Source organism: Acetobacter sp. P1H12_c, assembly GCF_018811975.1.
In the GTDB taxonomy this organism is placed as follows: Bacteria; Pseudomonadota; Alphaproteobacteria; order Acetobacterales; family Acetobacteraceae; genus Acetobacter; species Acetobacter persici.
This window is the reverse complement of the sequence record NZ_JACRVR010000005.1, coordinates 58,522-78,169: the sequence shown is the minus strand read 5'-3', so window position 1 is coordinate 78,169 and position 19,648 is coordinate 58,522. Positions and strand designations below refer to the sequence as shown.

Annotated in this window: 19 protein-coding genes; 13 read left to right on the top strand and 6 right to left on the bottom strand. The window is 58.6% G+C overall.

All coding sequences use genetic code 11. The features are described 5' to 3' along the window. Positions 1-97: 97 nt before the first annotated feature. From KP699_RS05455 to recJ, 4 genes are read left to right on the top strand one after another with little or no spacing between them, the layout of a single operon-like run. Positions 98-1,327: an LL-diaminopimelate aminotransferase gene (locus KP699_RS05455; RefSeq protein WP_077931221.1), complete on the top strand. Its 1,230-nt coding sequence runs from the start codon at positions 98-100 to the stop codon at positions 1,325-1,327. Then, positions 1,324-2,652, top strand: a complete 1,329-nt coding sequence (locus tag KP699_RS05450; RefSeq protein ID WP_215761887.1) for a homoserine dehydrogenase — start codon at positions 1,324-1,326, stop codon at positions 2,650-2,652. Before KP699_RS05455 ends, KP699_RS05450 begins: the two co-directional genes overlap by 4 nt. A gap of 55 nt (positions 2,653-2,707) precedes the next feature. Continuing rightward, positions 2,708-3,709: a class II fructose-bisphosphatase gene (glpX, locus tag KP699_RS05445; protein ID WP_025827517.1), complete on the top strand. Its 1,002-nt coding sequence runs from the start codon at positions 2,708-2,710 to the stop codon at positions 3,707-3,709. Positions 3,710-3,726: 17 nt separating this feature from the next. Then, entirely contained in the window at positions 3,727-5,562 is a 1,836-nt protein-coding gene (gene recJ / locus KP699_RS05440; RefSeq protein ID WP_252346812.1) for a single-stranded-DNA-specific exonuclease RecJ, read from the top strand. Positions 5,563-5,602: 40 nt separating this feature from the next. On the opposite strand, the gene KP699_RS05435 is transcribed toward recJ, so the two are convergent. The 3 genes from KP699_RS05435 to KP699_RS05425 all read right to left on the bottom strand — a co-directional run bounded on the left by KP699_RS05435 (position 5,603) and on the right by KP699_RS05425 (position 8,477). Further along, complete coding sequence (locus KP699_RS05435) at positions 5,603-6,220, bottom strand: GNAT family N-acetyltransferase (protein ID WP_215761886.1); 618 nt, start codon at positions 6,218-6,220, stop codon at positions 5,603-5,605. A 24-nt stretch (positions 6,221-6,244) separates the two neighbouring features. After that, on the bottom strand, positions 6,245-7,132 hold the full coding sequence (gene rpoH, locus KP699_RS05430) for an RNA polymerase sigma factor RpoH (protein WP_077931217.1): 888 nt from the start codon (positions 7,130-7,132) through the stop codon (positions 6,245-6,247). Between the two features lie 370 nt (positions 7,133-7,502). After that, a complete protein-coding gene (locus tag KP699_RS05425; RefSeq protein WP_252346811.1) occupies positions 7,503-8,477 on the bottom strand; it encodes an RluA family pseudouridine synthase in 975 nt (324 codons plus the stop codon). A 408-nt stretch (positions 8,478-8,885) separates the two neighbouring features. Between KP699_RS05425 and KP699_RS05420 the strand changes: the two genes are divergently transcribed. The 3 genes from KP699_RS05420 to KP699_RS05410 all read left to right on the top strand — a co-directional run bounded on the left by KP699_RS05420 (position 8,886) and on the right by KP699_RS05410 (position 11,489). Next, entirely contained in the window at positions 8,886-9,296 is a 411-nt protein-coding gene (locus KP699_RS05420; RefSeq protein ID WP_252346810.1) for a VOC family protein, read from the top strand. Between the two features lie 292 nt (positions 9,297-9,588). Beyond that, positions 9,589-10,677, top strand: coding sequence for an iron ABC transporter permease (locus KP699_RS05415; RefSeq protein WP_215761884.1), 1,089 nt, complete (start codon positions 9,589-9,591; stop codon positions 10,675-10,677). Then, complete coding sequence (locus KP699_RS05410; RefSeq protein ID WP_215761883.1) at positions 10,674-11,489, top strand: ABC transporter ATP-binding protein; 816 nt, start codon at positions 10,674-10,676, stop codon at positions 11,487-11,489. The genes KP699_RS05415 and KP699_RS05410 overlap by 4 nt, the downstream gene beginning before the upstream one ends. 19 nt (positions 11,490-11,508) lie before the next feature. Here the strand turns inward: KP699_RS05410 and KP699_RS05405 are convergent, their stop codons facing one another. Continuing rightward, the gene (locus tag KP699_RS05405) at positions 11,509-12,972 is read right to left on the bottom strand and encodes a YdiU family protein (RefSeq protein WP_215761882.1); all 1,464 of its coding nucleotides are present in this window, start codon (positions 12,970-12,972) and stop codon (positions 11,509-11,511) included. A gap of 213 nt (positions 12,973-13,185) precedes the next feature. Here KP699_RS05405 and KP699_RS05400 point away from each other — a divergent pair, with 213 nt between their 5' ends. Next, positions 13,186-14,283 (top strand): branched-chain amino acid aminotransferase, encoded by a 1,098-nt coding sequence (locus KP699_RS05400; RefSeq protein ID WP_025827504.1) that lies wholly within the window; start codon positions 13,186-13,188, stop codon positions 14,281-14,283. A gap of 26 nt (positions 14,284-14,309) precedes the next feature. Here KP699_RS05400 and KP699_RS05395 read toward each other — a convergent pair whose 3' ends face one another. After that, positions 14,310-14,453, bottom strand: a complete 144-nt coding sequence (locus KP699_RS05395) for a hypothetical protein (RefSeq protein ID WP_215761881.1) — start codon at positions 14,451-14,453, stop codon at positions 14,310-14,312. Positions 14,454-14,588: 135 nt separating this feature from the next. Here KP699_RS05395 and KP699_RS05390 point away from each other — a divergent pair, with 135 nt between their 5' ends. The 4 genes from KP699_RS05390 to KP699_RS05375 all read left to right on the top strand — a co-directional run bounded on the left by KP699_RS05390 (position 14,589) and on the right by KP699_RS05375 (position 17,892). Beyond that, entirely contained in the window at positions 14,589-14,960 is a 372-nt protein-coding gene (locus tag KP699_RS05390) for a hypothetical protein (protein ID WP_215761880.1), read from the top strand. Beyond that, the gene (locus KP699_RS05385) at positions 14,957-15,145 is read left to right on the top strand and encodes a helix-turn-helix transcriptional regulator (RefSeq protein WP_025827500.1); all 189 of its coding nucleotides are present in this window, start codon (positions 14,957-14,959) and stop codon (positions 15,143-15,145) included. The genes KP699_RS05390 and KP699_RS05385 overlap by 4 nt, the downstream gene beginning before the upstream one ends. A 248-nt stretch (positions 15,146-15,393) precedes the next feature. Next, on the top strand, positions 15,394-16,905 hold the full coding sequence (locus KP699_RS05380; RefSeq protein ID WP_215761879.1) for an acetyl-CoA hydrolase/transferase family protein: 1,512 nt from the start codon (positions 15,394-15,396) through the stop codon (positions 16,903-16,905). A gap of 21 nt (positions 16,906-16,926) precedes the next feature. Further along, a complete protein-coding gene (locus tag KP699_RS05375) occupies positions 16,927-17,892 on the top strand; it encodes a GlxA family transcriptional regulator (protein ID WP_215761878.1) in 966 nt (321 codons plus the stop codon). A gap of 12 nt (positions 17,893-17,904) precedes the next feature. Here KP699_RS05375 and KP699_RS05370 read toward each other — a convergent pair whose 3' ends face one another. Next, the gene (locus tag KP699_RS05370; protein ID WP_215761877.1) at positions 17,905-18,810 is read right to left on the bottom strand and encodes a LysR family transcriptional regulator ArgP; all 906 of its coding nucleotides are present in this window, start codon (positions 18,808-18,810) and stop codon (positions 17,905-17,907) included. Between the two features lie 72 nt (positions 18,811-18,882). Between KP699_RS05370 and KP699_RS05365 the strand changes: the two genes are divergently transcribed. Next, the gene (locus KP699_RS05365; RefSeq protein WP_215761876.1) at positions 18,883-19,524 is read left to right on the top strand and encodes a LysE/ArgO family amino acid transporter; all 642 of its coding nucleotides are present in this window, start codon (positions 18,883-18,885) and stop codon (positions 19,522-19,524) included. Positions 19,525-19,648 lie beyond the last annotated feature (124 nt).

Here is a 19,648-nt window from a genome sequence, read left to right as displayed (position 1 = left end):
GTTGGGGCGGTTGCCTGTTCCGTTTCTGCCATTACTATGCTTTTCCCTGCAATCGTGCGGGGTCTGACCCCTTTCCCACCAAGGGCATTTGAAGTCCATGACCGAAGAATTCCATCGTATCCGCCGCCTGCCGCCATATGTTTTTGCCTCAGTTAATCAGGCCAAAGCGGCAGCCCGAGCGCGGGGCGAGGATATTATTGATCTCGGCATGGGCAACCCGGACAGCCCGACCCCGCCGCATATTGTGGAAAAACTGATTGAAAGCGTGCAGAACCCGCGCGCGCATGGTTATTCCGTCAGTAAAGGGATTCCCGGCCTGCGGAAGGCTCTGGCCGGGTATTATGAGCGCCGCTTTAACGTAAAGCTCAACCCGGACACGGAAGTCATCGCGACACTGGGCTCCAAGGAAGGGCTGGCTAATCTGGCTTCCGCCATTACCAGCCCCGGTGACACCATTCTGGTGCCCAACCCCTCCTACCCCATCCATCAGTTCGGCTTTATTATTGCCGGAGCGTCCGTCCGATCCATTCCCGCCACCCCGGATGATACCATGCTGCGGGCGCTGGAGCGTGCCGTGCGCCATTCCGTGCCCAAACCGACGGCGCTGATTGTCAATTTCCCGTCCAACCCCACGGCCTATCTGGCTGATCTGGATTTTTACAAGGAACTGGTGGCATTTGCTCGGCGGGAAGAAATCTTCATCCTGTCTGACCTCGCTTATGCGGAAATCTATTTTGGGGACCTCGTGCCGCCCTCCATTCTGGCTGTGCCGGGTGCAAAGGATATTGCGGTCGAATTTACGTCCCTCTCCAAAACCTATTGCATGGCAGGCTGGCGCATGGGGTTTGCCGCTGGCAATGAGCGGCTGGTTGCCGCCCTGACCCGCATTAAATCCTATCTGGATTACGGGGCCTTTACGCCTATTCAGGTCGCGGCAGTCGCGGCGCTGAACGGGCCGCAGGACTGTGTGGCCGATATCCGCGCCCTGTATAAAGAGCGGCGGGACGTGCTGATCCGCGGGCTGCATGCCGGGGGCTGGAACGTGCCCTCGCCGGAAGGCTCGATGTTTGCATGGGCCCCCATCCCTGAGCCGTTCCGTGAAATGGGCAGCGTGGAATTCTCCAAGCTCCTGCTCAAGGAAGCCGGGGTGGCCGTGGCCCCCGGCCTCGGGTTTGGTGAACATGGGGAAGGCTTTGTGCGTATCGGGCTGGTGGAAAACACCCAGCGCCTGCGCCAGGCCACCCGTGCTATTCGTGGTTTTCTTTCTGCGCATGGGGTCAAGGCACCCCCTGCTTCCGCCAGCAAGCCGGAGTCTGTTGAATCGTGACGTCTTCTTTCTCCACTTCTCCCCAGTCTACCCCTCTTCGCCTCGGCATTGCTGGTCTCGGCACAGTTGGCGCAGGCGTTATCCGTCTGCTCACCACCAACGCCGATCTGGTCACCGCGCGGGCAGGCCGCCCGCTGAAAGTGACCGCCGTCAGCGCACGGGACCGCACGCGGGACCGCGGGGTCGATCTGTCCGGCATGCGCTGGTACGATAACGCGCCTGATCTGGTGGCTGACCCGGATGTGGATGTGGTGGTCGAACTGATTGGCGGTGCGGAAGGCACGGCACGCGCCGTGGTGGAGGCCGCCCTTGCTGCCGGGAAGCCCGTTGTTACCGCCAACAAGGCCTTGCTGGCCATTCATGGACCGGCCCTTGCCCGCCTGAGTGCTGAAAAATCCGCCCCTCTGCTGTTTGAAGCGGCGGTTGCTGGCGGGATTCCGGCCATTAAGATGGTGCGTGAAGGGCTGGCAGCAGACCGCCTGCTGCGCATTGGCGGGATTCTGAACGGCACCTGCAACTATATCCTGACGGTGATGCGGGAAACCGGGAAGGACTTCGGCACCGTTCTGGCCGATGCCCAGCAACTCGGCTACGCCGAAGCCGACCCGTCCACGGATATTGATGGACTGGATGCCGCGCACAAGCTGACCATTCTGGCGGGTCTGGCCTTTGGGCAGCCTGTTGCCTTTGAATCCCTGCATGTTGAGGGCATCCGCCGTATTGGCGCGCTGGACCTCACCTTTGCCCGCACGCTGGGCTATCGCATCAAGCTGCTGGGTGTGGCCCGCATGAGCGAGGCCGGGCTTGAAGCCCGCGTCACCCCCTGCCTTGTGCCGGAAAACGCGCCCATCGCGCAAGTGGACGGCGTGTTTAACGCCGTGGTGGCAGAAGGCGCTTTTGCAGGCCGGCTGATGATTGAAGGGCGCGGTGCCGGTGCTGGCCCAACAGCCAGCGCCGTTGCAGCAGACCTGATTGATGTTGCCCGTGGCCATACCATTCCTGTCTGGGGGGTGCAGGCCACAGATACGCCTCCTTTACAGGCTAACCCGGTTTCCGCAGGCACTGGCGCGTTCTATCTGCGCCTTCTGGTGGAAGACCGCCCCGGTGTGATTGCGGATATCACGGCTGTTCTGCGTGACTGTGGCGTTTCGCTCCGCAGCATGTTGCAGCATACACCGGAGCAGAATGATGCTGACCCGTATGTACCGCTGGTGCTGGTGACGCATCAGACGTCCGAAGCCGCCATGCAGGAGGCCGTCACACGCATTGATGGTCTGGATGTTGTGACGGATACACCGGTGATGATCCGGATTGAAACGGACTGAGCCTCTGCTGATACAGCCCAGCCCGGCCTAAAAACAATAAAGGATGACTTCCAGAATGTCTGACGCGAACGATCCGATCCCGAGTTTTGTGGTTTCCGACCGTAACCTTGCCCTTGAACTGGTCCGTGTAACGGAAGCCGCTGCGCTGGCCTCTGCCCACTGGACGGGACGAGGCAAGAAAAATGACGCCGATGGTGCTGCGGTTGAGGCCATGCGCACGGCGTTTGATACTGTGGCCATTGATGGCACCGTCGTGATCGGTGAAGGCGAGATGGACGAAGCACCGATGCTGTATATCGGTGAGAAAGTCGGCTCGGGTGGCCCGGCCATGGATATTGCCGTGGACCCGCTGGAAGGCACAAACCTGTGCGCCAAGGACATGCCGAACGCCATTACCGTGGTGGCTCTGGCCGAACGTGGCAACTTCCTGCATGCGCCGGACGTCTACATGGACAAGATTATTGTCGGCGCGGGCCTGCCGGACGGCGTTGTGGACCTTGATTCCTCCATTGAAAACAATCTGCGCAACCTGGCCAAAGCCAAGGGCAAGGCTGTGCGGGACCTCGTTCTCTGCACGCTGGACCGTGAACGGCATGAAGAACTGATTGCCAAAGCACGGGAAGCCGGTGCGCGCGTCCGTCTGCTGACGGACGGAGACGTTGCGGGCGCAATTGCCGCCTGTCTCGACACCAGTCAGGTCGATATTTACGCAGGGTCCGGCGGCGCGCCGGAAGGCGTTCTGGCGGCTGCGGCTATCCGCTGCGTCAACGGCCAGATGCAGAGCCGCCTGCTGTTTGAAGATGACAGCCAGCGTGAACGCGCCCAGAAAATGAACCCCGGCAAAAACCCGGACCGCAAGCTCGGCCTGCATGATCTGGCGGCTGGTTCCGTGCTGTTCTCTGCAACCGGGGTGACATCCGGCACACTGCTGAAGGGTATCCATCAGTATCCGAACCATGCCGTCACGCATTCTCTGGTCATGCGCTCCAAATCCGGCACGGTGCGGTTTATTGAAGGCTACCATAACTTCAAAACCAAAACATGGACCCCGCAATAAGGCGGTCCTCCCCCGGAATGACGGCTCTTTTGTCTGACACACTGGACACCCTGCCCCCCATGCCAGAGGCCCGCGCGGCCCTTGGTGTGGAAAGCAGCCTGACAGGCCGCCGCTGGGTGTGGCGGGACGGGGCTGAAAACCCCGCCCTGCTGCGCATGGGGGCCGCCATTGCGCAACGCGCGGGCCTGCCGGAAATTGTCGGCAGACTTCTGGCGCTGCGTGGTATCCCGCTGGAACAGGCGGCCCATTTTCTTGACCCCAAGCTCCGTGCTCTGCTGCCAAATCCGTCCAGCCTGCAGGATATGGATAAAGCCGCCGCCCGTATGGCGCAGGCGGTGCAGAAGGGCGAAACAATCGGTATTTTTGGCGATTATGACGTCGACGGCGCATGCGCCTCCGCCATCCTCGCCTCGTTTTTTGAAGAGCTGGGCAGCACGGTCCACACCCATATTCCAGACCGCATGACGGAAGGCTACGGCCCGAACGTGCCTGCGCTGGAAGGGCTGGTGTCACACGGCGCTTCGCTCATTATCTGCGTGGATTGCGGCACTGCTGCCGGGCCTGTTCTGGGCGCGCTGGCAGACAAAGCCGATCTGATTGTGCTGGACCACCATAAATCAGAAGACGCGCTGCCCCCTATTCTGGCGACCGTAAACCCCAACCGGCCTGACTGCACGTCCGGCCTAGGGCATGTATGCGCAGCCGCGCTTGCTTTTCTGGCTGCCGTTGCCACCAGCCGGGATCTGCGCGCTGCTGGATGGTTCCACGACGCCCAGCCTGCACCAGACCTGATGCGTCAGCTTGATCTGGTCGCTCTGGCAACGGTGTGTGACGTAATGCCCCTGCATGGGCTAAACCGCGCCTTTGTGACACAGGGGCTGAAAATCATGGCGCGCCGCCAGCGCACCGGCCTGAACGCACTGATGGACATTGCCGGTGTGACCAAAGCCCCGGATGCCTTCACCTGCGGCTTTGCCCTCGGCCCGCGTATTAACGCGGGCGGCCGCATTGCCGAGGCCGCACTGGGCCTGACCCTGCTGCGCAGCACCGATGCGCATGACGCCCGCACCATGGCCGAGCGTCTGGATGCGGTAAACCGCCGCAGGCAGGGTGTGGAAGCCGAAATACTGGACCGCGCTATGGCGCAGGCTGCCGAACAGCGGGAAGCCGGACACCCGGTTATTTTGCTGGCCGGGAAGGACTGGCACCCCGGCGTTGTGGGGATTGTGGCTGGCCGTATTAAGGAACAGTTCAACCGGCCCGCGCTGGTTGGCGCAGAGCAGGACGATGGCTCCATCAAAGGCTCAGGCCGCTCCGTGCCGGGGCTGGATCTGGGCACAGTTATTATTGCGGCCCGTCAGGCTGGCCTGCTGACAACCGGGGGCGGACACGCCATGGCCGCAGGTTTTTCGCTGCCTGCGGACAATATTGAACGCTTTCATGCCTTTCTGGATGAACGGCTGGCAGATGCGGCAGCCCTACCAGATACAGTAGATATTACGCTGGACGTCGCGTTGTCTGTCTCGGGCGCAACGGTCGAGCTTGCGGAAAATCTTGCCATGCTGGCCCCGTTTGGCGCAGGCAATGCGGAGCCTCTGATTGCTGTCTCTCACGCACAGATTATCCGGTCTGACCGGATCGGGCGGGATGGCAATACGCTCCGCCTGCTGCTCAAGGGTCAGGATGGGGGCCGCCTGAAAGCCCTGCTGTTCCGTGCGAATGATAATCCGCTGGCCATCGCGCTGGAAGACAGCACCCGTCCGCCGGTCCATCTGGCGGGCTATCTGCGGTCAGAAACATGGAACGGGCGCACAGACGCCACCTTCTTTATTCAGGACGCCGCCCGCGCCTGAAAGAGTGAAGATTTATCCGCAGCGGCTGCGGATCGCGCTTTCACGCCCGCTGATATTTTTCCGTCAGACACCAGTGCAGATGGTTCCGCACGGCAGGCCATTCTGCTGCCGTGACACTGTAGACGCAGGTATCCCGCAGGGAGCCATCAGCCAACCGCTGATGGCAGCGTAACACTCCGTCCAGCTTTGCTCCCAGCCGTTCAATGGCCCGGCGGCTGCGCTGGTTGAGCACATGGGTGCGGAACTCCACAGCCAGACAGTCCAGCACGTCAAACGCGTAAGACAGAAGGAGCTTTTTGGCTTCGGTATTAACGGCTGTTCTCTGCACGCTGGCCGCATACCATGTAGAGCCAATTTCCAGGCGGGGGCCGGCTCTATCAATATTCATAAAGGTCGTCATGCCGACAATCCGGTTTTCCGGCAGGCTGATGACGGTATAGGGCAGCATGGTGCCGCGTTTTTGCAGGTCAAGCCGCCGCTCAATATCGGCCTGCATGGCCTCAGGCCGGGGCACGGAAGTACACCAGACCTTCCACGGCTCGCCATCCTGCACAGCGAGTTGCAGAGCCTCAAGATGCGAGAGAGACAATGGCACAAGCTGGATATGCTGACCGGTCAAAGTGACCGGCGCTTCGGGGAAGGCACGTTTCGTCGTCATAAACAGGGGTCTTTCAGGAGGGCCTCAGCCCTCCTTTGCCGCACCTCGGCGGGCTTCAACGTCTTTCTTCATCGCGGCCTGAACTTTTTCAAAAGCCCGGACTTCAATCTGGCGCACCCGCTCACGCGAGATACCATACTGAAGAGCCAGATCTTCCAGCGTAGAAGGTTCATCCGTCAGGCGGCGTTCCGTAAAGATGTGCCGCTCCCGCTCATTCAGCGTGTTCATGGCGTTGGCAAGCAGGGCTTTACGGCCAGACAGTTCCTCGTTTTCCGCGTAGGTTTCTTCCTGATTGACCTGATCATCCACCAGACGATCCTGCCATTCATTATCCTGATCAGCCCGCATCGGCGCGTTCAGGCTGTGGTCAGGTGCGGCCATGCGGCGGTTCATGTTCACCACGTCCTGCTCGGACACACCGAGCGTCGTGGCAATCTTGTTCACCTGCTCCGGCTGAAGATCCCCGTCATCAATCGCCTGCATCTGCCCTTTCAGGCGGCGGAGGTTGAAGAACAGTTTTTTCTGCGCAGCCGTGGTGCCCATTTTTACCAGAGACCAGCTATGCAGGATGTATTCCTGAATAGCCGCACGGATCCACCACATGGCGTATGTCGCCAGACGGAAGCCCTTGTCCGGGTCAAACCGGCGGACGGCCTGCATCATGCCGATATTGCCCTCGCTGATGAGTTCATTCACCGGCAGGCCATACCCCCGGTAACCCATGGCGATTTTTGCGACCAGCCGCAGGTGAGACGTCACCAGTTTGTGCGCGGCCTTTACGTCGCCCTCATCCTTCCACAAATGGGAAAGACGGAGTTCTTCTTCCGGGGTAAGAATGGGGTATTTGCGGATATCCTGAAAATACCTTGAAAGATTGTTTTCAGGACCAACATTGATGACAGATGAGACCATGACTGAGCACTCCTCTTAACTGGAAAGCTCCCTGCAACACTTCAGGTTCCGTTAAAATCTGATGTGCGTTGCGCAGAATTAGGCGAGTTTCCGGCTAATAAGCAGATAAGGATTTATGTCTTCCTCCATCGCCCCCCGAATGGGCAGCACGAGGGAAGAAACATCCGTTCCGGCAGCCCTGCGGGCATTTCAGAAGGGATGATGACGGTGCGCCGGAAAGACCGTTCTGTCAAGAAAATCCGGGAAAACCGCCGTTCGTCCTCTGTATAACAGGGATTGAGCCCCCATGCGGACGGACAGACTCGGAACAGGACAGAACGAGCCGACACGCCTCATAGAACGCAGCCTTCCGCACAGGGTTCCGTAACAGTCAGATGATCATCACTTTCCCCGGTGTCAGGCCCAGACTCTCCCCCAGCGCCAGCATGTCCTGAGGCATAGGGGCCTCAAATGCCATCTGCTCCCCGGTGCGGGGGTGCGTAAACCCCAGACGCGCCGCATGGAGCGCCTGACGGGGGAAATCCAGCGCGGCGGCCCGTGCGGCGGGGGGAAGCCCTCTGGCCGCGGCCGGAATACGCCGCAGATAAACCGGGTCTCCAATAAGTGGATGGTTATTGGCAGAAAAATGGACGCGGATCTGGTGGGTCCGGCCTGTTGCCAGACGGCATTGCACCAGCGCGGCCCCCATCTCAAACGCCTGCAACGTGCGGTAGCGGGTCAGCGCCCATTTCCCGCCGTGGGTCACAATGGTCATGCGTTTACGGTCACGCTTATCCCGCCCGATATCCCCTTCATACTCCCCTTCCGCAGGCTGCGGGCAGCCCCAGCAAAAGGCGAGATAGGCCCGGTCTATCCGCCGGGCTGCAAAATCGGCTGACAGGGCCAGATGTGCCTGCTCCGTTTTGGCGGCAACCATCAGGCCGGACGTATCCTTATCCAGCCGGTGCACAATGCCGGGACGGCGCTCCCCGCCAATACCTTTCAGGCTGTCCCCGCAACGGGCAATCAGCCCGTTTACCAGCGTACCCGTCTCATTCCCCGGCGCAGGATGCACGACAAGACCGGCGGGTTTGTTGAGCACAATCAGGTCCGCGTCTTCATAGAGCACATCAAACGCCACACGCTCCCCCTCCGGCACGGCTGGTGCGGCGGCCGGGATAGTCAGCCCATAAGTCACTCCGGCCCGCACGGTCTCTGCGGGCTCTGTAATAGTCTTCCCGTTGCCGGTCAGATGCCCCTCTTCAATCAGCGCCTTGACGCGTGAGCGGGACAACGTGCCGGACTGTGCGGCAACAAAGCGGTCAACCCGGTCTCCGGCCTGTTCCTCCGTTGCGATAAACATCATAGAGGACCCTGCATCCGTCCCGGCAGGCATTGAATCGGGCATAGGCGTGCCGGTTTGCGTCAAAATTTCACACTTCCTGAAAACACTGAGGGACTGCGCGAGTAAAAGCCTTTTATCCCGCGCCTCGTCAAGAACAGCGCCTGCGGTCCCGGCCTGTTACGGCAAAATGGAGCTTGACCCGTATCCCCGCCGCGCGCCAAGCTGCGTTTGCCTAAAAAGACAGCGATGCAGGTATGGTGATAACCTGCGGTCTCTCTGAGACAGTCACGCCTGAACGGTAGACTGCCGTTCCTGACCATGGCCGGACACCGTGAGAGGATTTTCTCCCGCGTGTGGTCGGTTGTGGCTGGCTGGATGCCTGTCTCCACGGTCGATCCGTGTCCGTTGCACGCACAACGGAAAGGCACGATGATGAAACTGAATCATATTAATCTTCACAGCCATGATGTCCTCGCTGATCAGGCACTCTTTGAACGATATTTCGGGCTGCAAACTCTGGTCGTCCGGGGCGATAAAATGGTGATCATGCAGGATGACGCCGGGCTCGTGCTGATCTTAAATCATTTTGAGAACCGGCTGGGTGGCTTTGTCTATCCTGAGGACTTCGACACTCTGCATATCGGCTTCATCCAGCCATCCCGTGAGGTGGTGGATGACCTTTATGCTCGCCTGTGTGCGGAAGGATGGGAGCTTCCGCCCCCGCGCAATTTCCACGGTGCCTGGGCTTTCTATCTGAAAGCAAAAGGCGGCTATTTTATTGAGGTGGCGACGGAGACGCTCGTCAAACCTCATGAACGCTCTCAGGAGGCTTTGTCCTGACCCTTCTCTCTTTCCCTGACTAGAGGAAACGCCCCCTGCCTGCGCTCCACTACGCAGGCAGTCCTCGCGATCCGCAGAGATATACACTTCAAACGGGAAAACCCACCGGTCGCACACCCCTCCGCCTAAGCGGATGGGCAGGTGGATCTTTCGCCCTTACCCCGCCTGCCCCACCAGACCTTGCTGAAAGTTTGATCATCCCCAAACGGGTGCTAGAGAGAAGCACACGCCTGATCTCCTTCCTGTAGCCCCGGCCTGATACAAGGCCGTTGCCGGATGCACTTTTGAAGTCATGACCGTTCCCAGCCCTTCCGGCCAGCCCCCTGCCCCCACCACGGTCTCTCCTGCGCAGATCAGAGCGGCTTATCAGGCTTTGCTGGTACGGCGACTGACACTTCTGGCTCTTCTGGGCGGGGCTATTCTGGTCTCGGTCCTGCTGGATTTTTCTCTGGGTCCGGCCGGGCTTTCTCCCGCACAACTCCTTCACACGCTGCTTCACCCGTCCACAGTGCCGGATAGTCAACGGATTATTGTCTGGCAGATCCGCCTGCCTTATGCGCTGATGGCGGTCTGTGTCGGGGCGGCCCTTGGGCTTTCCGGGGCAGAAATGCAGACCATTCTGGCCAACCCGCTGGCCAGCCCGTTTACGCTTGGTGTCTCGGCAGCCGCAGCGTTCGGCGCATCTCTTGCACTTGTGCTGGGGCTGCATCTCCCCGGCCTGCCGGATAGCTGGCTGATTGCCGGCAACGCATTTATCTGCGCCGTTGGATCTGTCTTTCTGCTTGATCTGGTAGGCCACCTGCGTCAGGCCCGCACCAGCACAGTCGTTTTATTTGGCATTGCGCTGGTTTTTACGTTTCAGGCGCTCGTATCCCTCATGCAGTTTATGGCCAGTGAGGACGCTTTGCAGGAACTGGTTTTCTGGACCATGGGCAGCCTGACGCGCACCTCATGGCCCAAGCTCGGGTTACTCGCAGCACTCGGGGCTCTGGTCGTGCCGTTTTCTTTCCGGGCAGCATGGAGCCTGACCACCCTGCGCATGGGGGAGGAACGCGCGGCCAGTCTGGGCGTCAATGTGCCACGGGTGCGCCGCTGGTCCTTGCTGCGCGTCAGCCTGCTGTCAGCCCTTGCCGTCTCCTTTGTCGGGATTATCGGGTTTGTCGGACTGGTGGCCCCGCATATCGCCCGCAGACTGCTGGGGGAAGACCATCGGTTTTACCTGCCGGGCAGCATGCTGGCGGGCGCACTCATTCTCTCACTATCTTCCGTTACGGCGCGTATGCTGATTCCGGGCGTCATTATCCCTACAGGGATTGTCACGGCCCTCGTCGGCATTCCGTTTTTCCTCAGTATTGTGCTGCGGCAGCGTGATTTGTCATGAAGGGCTCTGCACCACCTGTGACGGGCCTTACCGCAACGCACCTCACGGTGCGGTATGGGAAGCGCACCGTGCTGGACAATGTGACGGCTGGCCCGTTCCCGCCCGGCAAGGTCTGTGCGTTGCTCGGGCCAAATGGAAGCGGCAAGTCGACCCTGATGCGCGCCGTCGCCGGGCTGATCCCTTCCTCCGCCAGCGTCACGCTGAACGGGGCAGACCTGTCCCGCATGACGCTGACAGACCGCACCGCCCGCTGCCTCTATCTGCCTCAGGCCCTGCCAGCGTCTGTGCACCTGCCCGTGCTGGAGGCCCTGATTGCAGCGCGCCAGACCTCAGGCCACGCACGATTGTTCCCATCCTCCGGCGTGCAGGACGCTGATGCCGTTCAGGCCGCGCTGGACAGTCTCTCGCTTTTTGGCATCCCGCATCTCGCCATGCAGAGCATGGATGAACTCTCAGGAGGCCAACGACAACTGGTGGGGCTGGCGCAGGCGCTCAGCCGCAAGCCGGAAGCCCTCCTGCTGGATGAACCGCTCAGCGCGCTGGACCTGCACCACCAGTTTGCGGTGATGGACATTCTGCGCAGGGAAACAGCTGCCCACCAGCTTGTCACGGTGCTGGTGCTGCATGACCTGAATATTGCACTGAATATGACGGACGCGGTGACGATTCTGCACCAGGGGCAGATTATCGCCTCCGGGCCGCCTGCCTCTGTCCTGACGCCCGACCTGCTGCGCGATGTTTATCGCGTTCAGGCCCGTGTGGAAGCAGGCGCGGATGGCCGGAAATTCGTCAGTGTAGACGGCATTGTCTGAGCAGAGTCACCCAACCATATCAGGTGCCGCAAAACGTATAACGCACCCGTTCAGCAGCCTGTGCCGGGCGGGCATACGCCTCCCTCCCCGGCTGGTCCTCATACGGGCGGGTGCACACGGCAAGCAGTGCTTCAAACCGGGAGAAATCCTCGTCTTCCACCGCAGCCTTAATCATGGCTTCCACAAGATGATTGCGGGGAATATACGCCGGATTCACACACTGCATCGCCGCAGCACGGTCTGAGGCCGGCTGTGCCTCCTCCTCCGCCAGACGCTGCCGCCAGCGTGCCAGCCAGGGGCCGAAGGCTGACAGAAGTTCAGGCACGCCCTCTCCGCTCACCGCGCCCGCAGAACTTAGAGCACGGAATGTCTGCGTGAAATCCGCCTGCGCCTCCTGCATGGTTTCCAGCAGGCCGCGGAACAGAGCGGTATCGTCCGGCCGGTCCGTTTTCAGCCCCAGCTTTGCGCGCAGGCCTGCCAGATAGGTTGCCTGAAAGTGCGGCTCAAACGTCGCCAGAGCCTGTTGGGCCACAGGAACAGCCTGCTCTTCATCCTCAGCCAGCAGCGGCAAAAGCGCTTCCGCCAGCCGTGTGAGGTTCCACAACGCCATACTCGGCTGGTTGCCGTAAGCGTAGCGGCCCCGTTCATCAATAAAACTGAATACGGTTGTCGGGTCATACTGTTCCATAAAGGCGCAGGGACCGTAATCAATCGTCTCGCCGGAAACAGCCATGTTATCGGTATTCATCACGCCATGAATAAAGCCTTTGAGCATCCACTGCGCGACCAGATCCGCCTGCGCGGCAATCACCCGTTCCAGCAGCGCCAGATACGGGGCCGGCGCATGCGCTGCGTCAGGGTAATGGCGGGCAATTGCGTAATCGGCCAGTGTGCGCAGCCCGGCGCTATCCTGCCGGGCCGCAAAAAACTGGAATGTGCCAACCCGGATGTGGCTGGACGCCACGCGGGCAATCACCGCACCCGGTAACGGGGTTTCCCGCATCACCTGCTCACCGGTGACAACCGCCGCCAGCGCACGGGTTGTCGGCACACCCAGAGCGGCCATGGCCTCGCTCACCACATATTCCCGCAGCACCGGCCCCAGAGCAGCCCGCCCATCCCCCCGGCGGGAATAGGCCGTGCGGCCTGAGCCTTTAAGCTGGATTTCCCGCACCTGACCGCTGCGATCCGTCACATCCCCCAGCAACAACGCCCGTCCATCGCCAAGTCGCGGCACAAACTGGCCGAACTGATGCCCGGCATAGGCCAGCGCAAGCGGGTGCACGCCCTCTGGCATGGCAGAACCGGAAAGCATGGCCACACCGTCCGGTCCGGCAAGCCAGCCAGCATCCAACCCCAGAGACTGCGCCAGCGGCACATTCAGTTTAACAAGCCGGGGCGCTGCGACCGGCGTAAGAGCTACGGAGGCGTGGAACGGTTCCGGCAACTGGCCGTACGTCTGGCGGAGGGAAAAGGAGGTCATGCAAAGGCCCTTCTGTTATCACAGCCAGTCAGGAATGATCCGGGTCTCGCAGGCAGAAAACCGCCAGACCATCTGGAGAACGCAGATATGGGGACACCTGCCCCGCTCTGGCAACACACTTATGATCATGTTATTTAACCCCACCCTTGCAACAAACGCTGTCAATGCAGGCAAAGACAGACTGCACAGCAGGCCGCGGAGACGCCAGACCTTATGAGCACCCCTACCAGAACCGCTTTCCAGATTACGCCAAAAGCCGACCGGGTTCCCGCTGCTGAGCGCGCGGAGCTGCTTGCCAGCCCCGGTTTTGGCCGCGTCTTTTCCGAGCATATGGCTGTTGTAACCTATACGGAAGGCAAGGGCTGGCACACACCGCAGATCCTGCCGCGCCAGCCGCTGACGCTGGACCCCGCCGCGTCTGTGCTGCACTACGCGCAGGAAATTTTTGAAGGCATGAAGGCCTACCGCGCCCCCAATGGTGAGGCCCTGCTGTTCCGCCCGGATGCCAATGCCCGCCGCTTCCGCCATTCCGCGGAACGTATGGCCATGGCGCAGCTTCCGGAAGACCTGTTTCTGGATGCCGTGACGCAGCTTGTCACCATCGACAAAGACTGGATTCCAGCGGCGGACGTCGGCACGCTGTATATCCGCCCATTCATGATCGCGACGGAAGCCGCTCTGGGTGTGAAACCTGCTGCTGAATTCAAGTTTCTGGTCATTGCCTGCGCCGCCGGAGAATATTTCTCCAAAGACGCTGGTCCGGTGAGCGTGTGGGTGGAAGAACGCACAGTGCGCGCCTCCCGCGGTGGCACGGGTGAAGCCAAATGCGGTGGCAACTACGCCGCAAGCCTGACGGCCCAGATGGAAGCCAAGGAACACGGCTGCCACCAGGTACTGTTCCTTGACGCCATTGAACGCAAATGGATTGAGGAAATGGGCGGCATGAACATTGTGATGGTGTTTGACGACGGCACCATCCTCACCCCCCCGCTGGAAGGCACCATTCTGCGCGGCATTACGCGGGATTCCCTGCTGACACTGGCGCGGGACAAAGGCCTGACGGTGCGTGAAGAACCCTACGCCATTGACCAGCTCTATGCCGACGCAAAATCTGGCCACCTGAAAGAAGTTTTTGCCTGTGGCACCGCAGCGGTTGTTACCCCCATCGGCACCCTGAAAAGTGCGGAAGGTACCTGCGTCATTAACGGCGGCAAGACTGGGGAAGTCACCACCGCCCTGCGCAAAGCCCTTTGCGATATCCAGTATGGCCGCGCAGATGATGCTCACGGTTGGGTAAAACGGGTTTCCTGATTTTCCCTAATTTCTGAATACACTTTTCATAATCCCGCCCGGCATGTTTGTCCGGGCGGGATTTTTTGTGTTTGCTCATATTTTAAGATCAATCGGGCATCGGCATCGGCATCGGCATCGGCATCGGCATCGGCATCGGCATCGGCATCGGCATCAAAAGACTTCTGCAACGCCGCTAACGCTATTCCTTTATGCCGCCGAACTACGGCAATTTGCCGAATCGTGTAAAGCCTGCTTTACATTCCAGCCCCCAATACCGTATATGTAAAGCAAGCTTTACATCCCCGCGAGAATTGAGAGAGGCCATGAAGCGCTACCTGATAGAACTGGCTGTATGCATTACTCTGTATGCGTGCGCCTGCATGGCCGCAGCATGGCTAAGAGCCAATCTGGCCATCAGTCCGGCATGGCAGCCTGCTATTGCTTTGCTCCCTATGGTACCGGGTGCCTGCTTTCTGCTGATTATCATGCGATATTTCCGCCGCATTGATGAACTTGAAAGAAGAATACAAGCGGAAAGCTTAATGTTTTCCTTTTCAGGAACTGCCATTATCACGTTCTCCTACGGCTTTTTAGAAACCGCAGGATTTGCAAGACTTTCCATGTTCTGCGTGTGGCCTGTCATGGCAATACTCTGGTCTATCGGATATTTTGTGTCAAAGCGGCGCTACCAATGAAAAACCAGATACGCGAACTGCGTTTAAAGCATAATTTGTCACAGCAGGACTTAGGGGAGCGCATTGGTGTCAGCCGTCAGACAATCAATTCGATTGAAGCTGAGCGATATGACCCTAGCCTGCCGTTAGCTTTTAAAATTTCCAAATTCTTCAACCTGCCCATAGAAGAAATATTTTACTCCTGAAATCTGTGGGCACTCTTTTTTTTAACGTGCGCCGCTTGCTAAAATTAAATACCGGCGGCGCACTCTGTCCTGGTTCTGGCCTTTTCTGACGGCATCACACGGAATGGTGCAGAGCGACACTCAGATGTGGGCTTGCATGTCCCAATATGGCGCAAGATACCTCTTTTTCGGTCCATCATTCCCGTTGCAATTGCCCCGGTGACTTTCCCATCATGCAGCGCACCAGCAGCTTGCAATGAGAAAACACCATGAAAGACCGTATCCGTCATGAAGCGTTTTCCGCACGTCTCACCAGTGCGGAAGACGCTGCAACCCTGATCCACCATAACGACGTTGTGGCGACCAGCGGTTTTACAGGCGCAGGCTACCCCAAAGCGGTACCGGAGGCCCTGTCCAGACGCATTACGGCTGCTCATGCTGCTGGAAAGGAGTTTTCCATACGTCTGTTAACCGGAGCGTCAACCGGCCCGCAACTGGACGGCGCTCTGGCGCAGGCAAACGGGATCGCCTTTCGGGCGCCTTACAATGGGGACAGCACACTACGCGGGCGCATCAATGAGGGCAGCACCCTTTATCTCGACACCCATCTGGGGCAAGTCGCGCAGAAGGCACGGCAGGGCCAGTATGGAAAACTGAATGTTGCCATTATCGAAGCCCTCAGCGTAACACCCGAAGGGCATCTTATTCTCAGCTCCTCCGTTGGCAACAGCCCGACATGGGCACAACTGGCCGATAAGATCATTGTAGAAATCAACACATGGCAGAACCCTGAACTGGCCGGTATTCATGACATCTGGCCGCATGTCCGTATGCCCCCCAACACACACTCCATCCCCCTTAACCATCCGGGGGACCGTATTGGCAGCGGCACACTCCCTATTGATATTGACCGGCTTGCCGCTGTTGTCATCACCGATGAGCCAGATCGCAATGCGCCTTTTGCAGAACCGGATGCAAACGCCCGAAAAATTGCAGCCCATGTTCTTGATTTTCTGCATCATGAAGTCAGACAGGGCCGCCTCCCTCCTTCTTTGCTCCCCCTGCAAAGTGGCGTAGGCAATATTGCCAATGCTGTTCTGGAAGGCCTCAACACCAGTCAGTTTGAGAATCTTACCGGCTTTAGCGAAGTCATTCAGGATGGTATGCTGTCCATGCTCGAAAGCGGGCGCATGACCGTCGCCTCTGCCTCTTCTTTCTCCCTCAGCCCGGAAGCCGCCCAAAGGATCAATGAAAAAGCGGCGTTCTTCCGTGAAAAAATCATCCTCAGGCAACAGGAAATCAGTAACAGCCCCGAGTTGATACGCCGTCTCGGCATTATTGCCATGAACGGCATGATTGAGGCGGATATCTACGGGAATGTAAATTCAACCTGTGTTATGGGCTCACGTATCCAGAACGGTATTGGGGGATCAGGAGACTTTGCACGGAACGCCTTCCTGTCCATCTTCGTCTCTCCTTCCACTGCAAAAGGCGGTAAAATTTCAGCTTTCGTTCCTATGGTTCCGCATACTGATCATATTTTACAGGACGTTCAGATTATCGTCTCGGAACAGGGGCTAGCAGATCTGCGTGGGCTGGCGCCAGTAGAACGCGCGCGGGAAATTATTAAAAACTGCGCCCACCCCGATTTTCGCCCACTGCTGAAAGACTATTTTGAAGAGGCCCGCAAACACTCCTGCGGGCAGCATATTCCGCACCATCTACCTTCCGCTCTTGCATGGCATCAGCGTTATATAGAAACAGGACGTATGACGGGCTGACCGCCCCTGCAAGGAGTATGCATGACGGAACTTCTGGTTGTTTTTGTTATCAATCACAACGTGCAGTTAATGGATATTGCTGGCCCGGCAGATGTTTTTGCCGAGGCCAACACCCTGCGCGGGCAGCCGGTTTATCGTTGCGTTATCGCCGCGCCCCAGAAATCCATCCGGAGTTCATGCGGGTTTGTTGTGCAGGCTGACTACTGCCTGAAAGACCTCAACACCCTCTGCATCGACACACTTCTGGTTGCGGGCGCTCCGGATGCAGCACACAGCCTGCCCGCGCCAGATTTTATTCAATGGCTTTGTGATACCGCGCCACAGGCACGACGCTTTGGGTCAATTTGTGGCGGCGTGTTTGCGCTGGCCGCCACCGGGCTCCTGAACAACAGAACCATTACAGCGCACTGGGCTGATGTTGAGTCCGTCCGGCAACGCTTTCCCGCCATCACGGTCAATGCAGATTCCATTGTGGAAGAAGATGGCCCGGTGCGCACTGCCGCCGGGGTTTCTTCCGGGCTGGATCTGGCGCTTGCTCTGGTCAGGGAAGATCTTGGGGAAAAGATTGCACGAGATGTCGCTCGGCAGCTTATTCTCTTTTACAAACGGCCGGGCGGCCAAAGGCAATATAGCCGGCAAAAAGAACTCTCTCCCGCCGGACGGTCCGCTCTGCAATCCCTGCAAAGGCAGATTATGGACCATCCTTCAGCCCCGTACAGTGTGGATGCCATGGCAGAGATGATGCTACTGGAACGCCGGCAATTAACCCGGCTTTTTGCTCAGGAAACAGGTTTGTCCCCCGCACAATGGGTCGAACAGACCCGGCTGGCAATCGCACGCCGCCTTCTGGAAAGCGGCCGAAGCCCCCTCAAAATTATTGCTGCGGAGGCCGGGTTTGGGGCGGTCAGAACCTTACGCCGTGCGTTCCAGCGCCATCTTGGCATTACACCTGTTGAATATCGAAAACGCTTTGGCCAGAGCCTTTAATGCAAAGAGGCTTCATGCCGTGCGTTCCAGATAAATCATTGCCTCACAATAGCGCATCACATGCTGCGTCAGGTCTCTGATGATGTTACTTTTGAGCCTCGGAAACACCCAGTACAAATCAACATCTATAAAAGGATCAGGCCCCAGAGGCAATAATCGCCCCTGCGTTATGGAGGTCTGCGCAAGGGAGAGCGGCTGTAATCCCCACCCTGCCCCTGCCAGTATAAAATCAAGAAACCCCTGAGTAGACGGGATGTAATGGACAGATAGCGGCAGAGAGACCCCCTGCGTTCTCTGAAGCCAGCGGCTTTGCAAGCCATCATACCTGTCAAAACAGATGCAGGGTGCCGCCTGAAAAGACTGTGGGGTGTAGCCGCCGGAAAAAAACCGTTCCACAAAACCCTGGCTGGCGCAGGCCACATACCGCATTTGACCAAGCCTGAGCACTTTACAACCGATAACCGGGTCAGTCTCGGCCGTAATAGCGGCCATCACCTCACCAGAACGGAGTCGGTCTGCTGTCTGACTTTCGTCTTCCACAGACAGTTGCAGAAAAATACCTGTCTTCTGGGTGAAAGACGCCATTGCATCTGGAAACCACGTGGCAAGACTATCCGCATTCACGGCAATTTTCAAAATGACCGGCTGTGGGCTGTCCACTCCTGTTCCATCGGATCTGTACAGAAGATCTGCTTCCAGCAGACGCACCTTATCAACATGTGCGCACAATGCGCGCCCCAGCTCTGTCGGCTGACAGGGGCTACCCCTGATGATCAGTAAGGAACCAAGGCGCTCCTCATAGCTTCGCACACGCTGGGACACTGCTGAGGCAGTCAGGCCCAGACCTCGCGCGGCCCCTTCAAACGAGCCTTCCCGCACAACGGCACTGACAACAGTAAGAGCGGCATAATCCAGCATGATTAAGTTTTTCTTTATTCCCTTTAGAAAAACAAGTTTTCTTTGCCGATCTGTCTTCGGTATGACGCCACTATGATTTCCTACCTTCTTCCCTTCTGCGCGGGATTTGCCCTGTCTGCATCTCTGATTGTGGCCATCGGCGCACAAAATCTGTTTGTTCTGCGGCAGGGCCTGAAGAAAGAGCATGTTGGACCCATAGTCCTGTTTTGCGGACTCTCCGACGCTCTGCTGATTACGGCAGGCGTAAGTGGAATGGGCACTTTCCTGAAGGCTGTTCCCGGCCTTTCCACAGGCTTTGCTCTGGCCGGAACCCTGTTTCTGGCATGGTATGGCGTAAAATCCCTGCAACGGGCCCTCCAACAGGCCAGACGTCAGGACAGTATGACCACCTCACAGGCGCCATCCGTACCCTTAGGGAAAGCGCTTGCGGCCGTTGCAGCCTTTACCTGGTTAAACCCGCATGTGTATCTGGATACCGTCTTATTGATGGGCGCAGCCTCAACCACACAGCCTGTCCCGCTCCGGCCCTTTTTTGCAGCCGGAGCAGCCTCTGCCAGTTTTCTGTGGTTTGCCGCACTGGGATACGGCGCCCGCCTGCTCCAGCCCATTTTTGCCAGACCCCGGGCATGGCAGATACTGGATCTGCTGATCGGGTGCATCATGCTCCTGCTGGCTGCGCTTCTGTTCTGGCAGAGTATTTTACATATATCCTGAAAATAAAAGGTTTCCTCTACAAAATTACCACTTCTTTTTATAAGGCGTAATACCCTGTAACTTATGCCAGACGATGCCATAAATACCCAGAAAGCAGCCTCCAACTCTCACGCATTCTCAGCAC

Coding starts and splice junctions, on each gene's coding strand:
- KP699_RS05455 (WP_077931221.1), top strand. CDS start 98: ATGACCGAAGAATTCCATCGTATCCGCCGCCTGCCGCCATATGTTTTT.
- glpX (WP_025827517.1), top strand. CDS start 2,708: ATGTCTGACGCGAACGATCCGATCCCGAGTTTTGTGGTTTCCGACCGT.
- recJ (WP_252346812.1), top strand. CDS start 3,727: ATGACGGCTCTTTTGTCTGACACACTGGACACCCTGCCCCCCATGCCA.
- KP699_RS05435 (WP_215761886.1), bottom strand. CDS start 6,220: ATGACGACGAAACGTGCCTTCCCCGAAGCGCCGGTCACTTTGACCGGT.
- rpoH (WP_077931217.1), bottom strand. CDS start 7,132: ATGGTCTCATCTGTCATCAATGTTGGTCCTGAAAACAATCTTTCAAGG.
- KP699_RS05425 (WP_252346811.1), bottom strand. CDS start 8,477: ATGATGTTTATCGCAACGGAGGAACAGGCCGGAGACCGGGTTGACCGC.
- KP699_RS05420 (WP_252346810.1), top strand. CDS start 8,886: ATGATGAAACTGAATCATATTAATCTTCACAGCCATGATGTCCTCGCT.
- KP699_RS05415 (WP_215761884.1), top strand. CDS start 9,589: ATGACCGTTCCCAGCCCTTCCGGCCAGCCCCCTGCCCCCACCACGGTC.
- KP699_RS05410 (WP_215761883.1), top strand. CDS start 10,674: ATGAAGGGCTCTGCACCACCTGTGACGGGCCTTACCGCAACGCACCTC.
- KP699_RS05405 (WP_215761882.1), bottom strand. CDS start 12,972: ATGACCTCCTTTTCCCTCCGCCAGACGTACGGCCAGTTGCCGGAACCG.
- KP699_RS05400 (WP_025827504.1), top strand. CDS start 13,186: ATGAGCACCCCTACCAGAACCGCTTTCCAGATTACGCCAAAAGCCGAC.
- KP699_RS05390 (WP_215761880.1), top strand. CDS start 14,589: ATGAAGCGCTACCTGATAGAACTGGCTGTATGCATTACTCTGTATGCG.
- KP699_RS05385 (WP_025827500.1), top strand. CDS start 14,957: ATGAAAAACCAGATACGCGAACTGCGTTTAAAGCATAATTTGTCACAG.
- KP699_RS05380 (WP_215761879.1), top strand. CDS start 15,394: ATGAAAGACCGTATCCGTCATGAAGCGTTTTCCGCACGTCTCACCAGT.
- KP699_RS05375 (WP_215761878.1), top strand. CDS start 16,927: ATGACGGAACTTCTGGTTGTTTTTGTTATCAATCACAACGTGCAGTTA.
- KP699_RS05370 (WP_215761877.1), bottom strand. CDS start 18,810: ATGCTGGATTATGCCGCTCTTACTGTTGTCAGTGCCGTTGTGCGGGAA.
- KP699_RS05365 (WP_215761876.1), top strand. CDS start 18,883: ATGATTTCCTACCTTCTTCCCTTCTGCGCGGGATTTGCCCTGTCTGCA.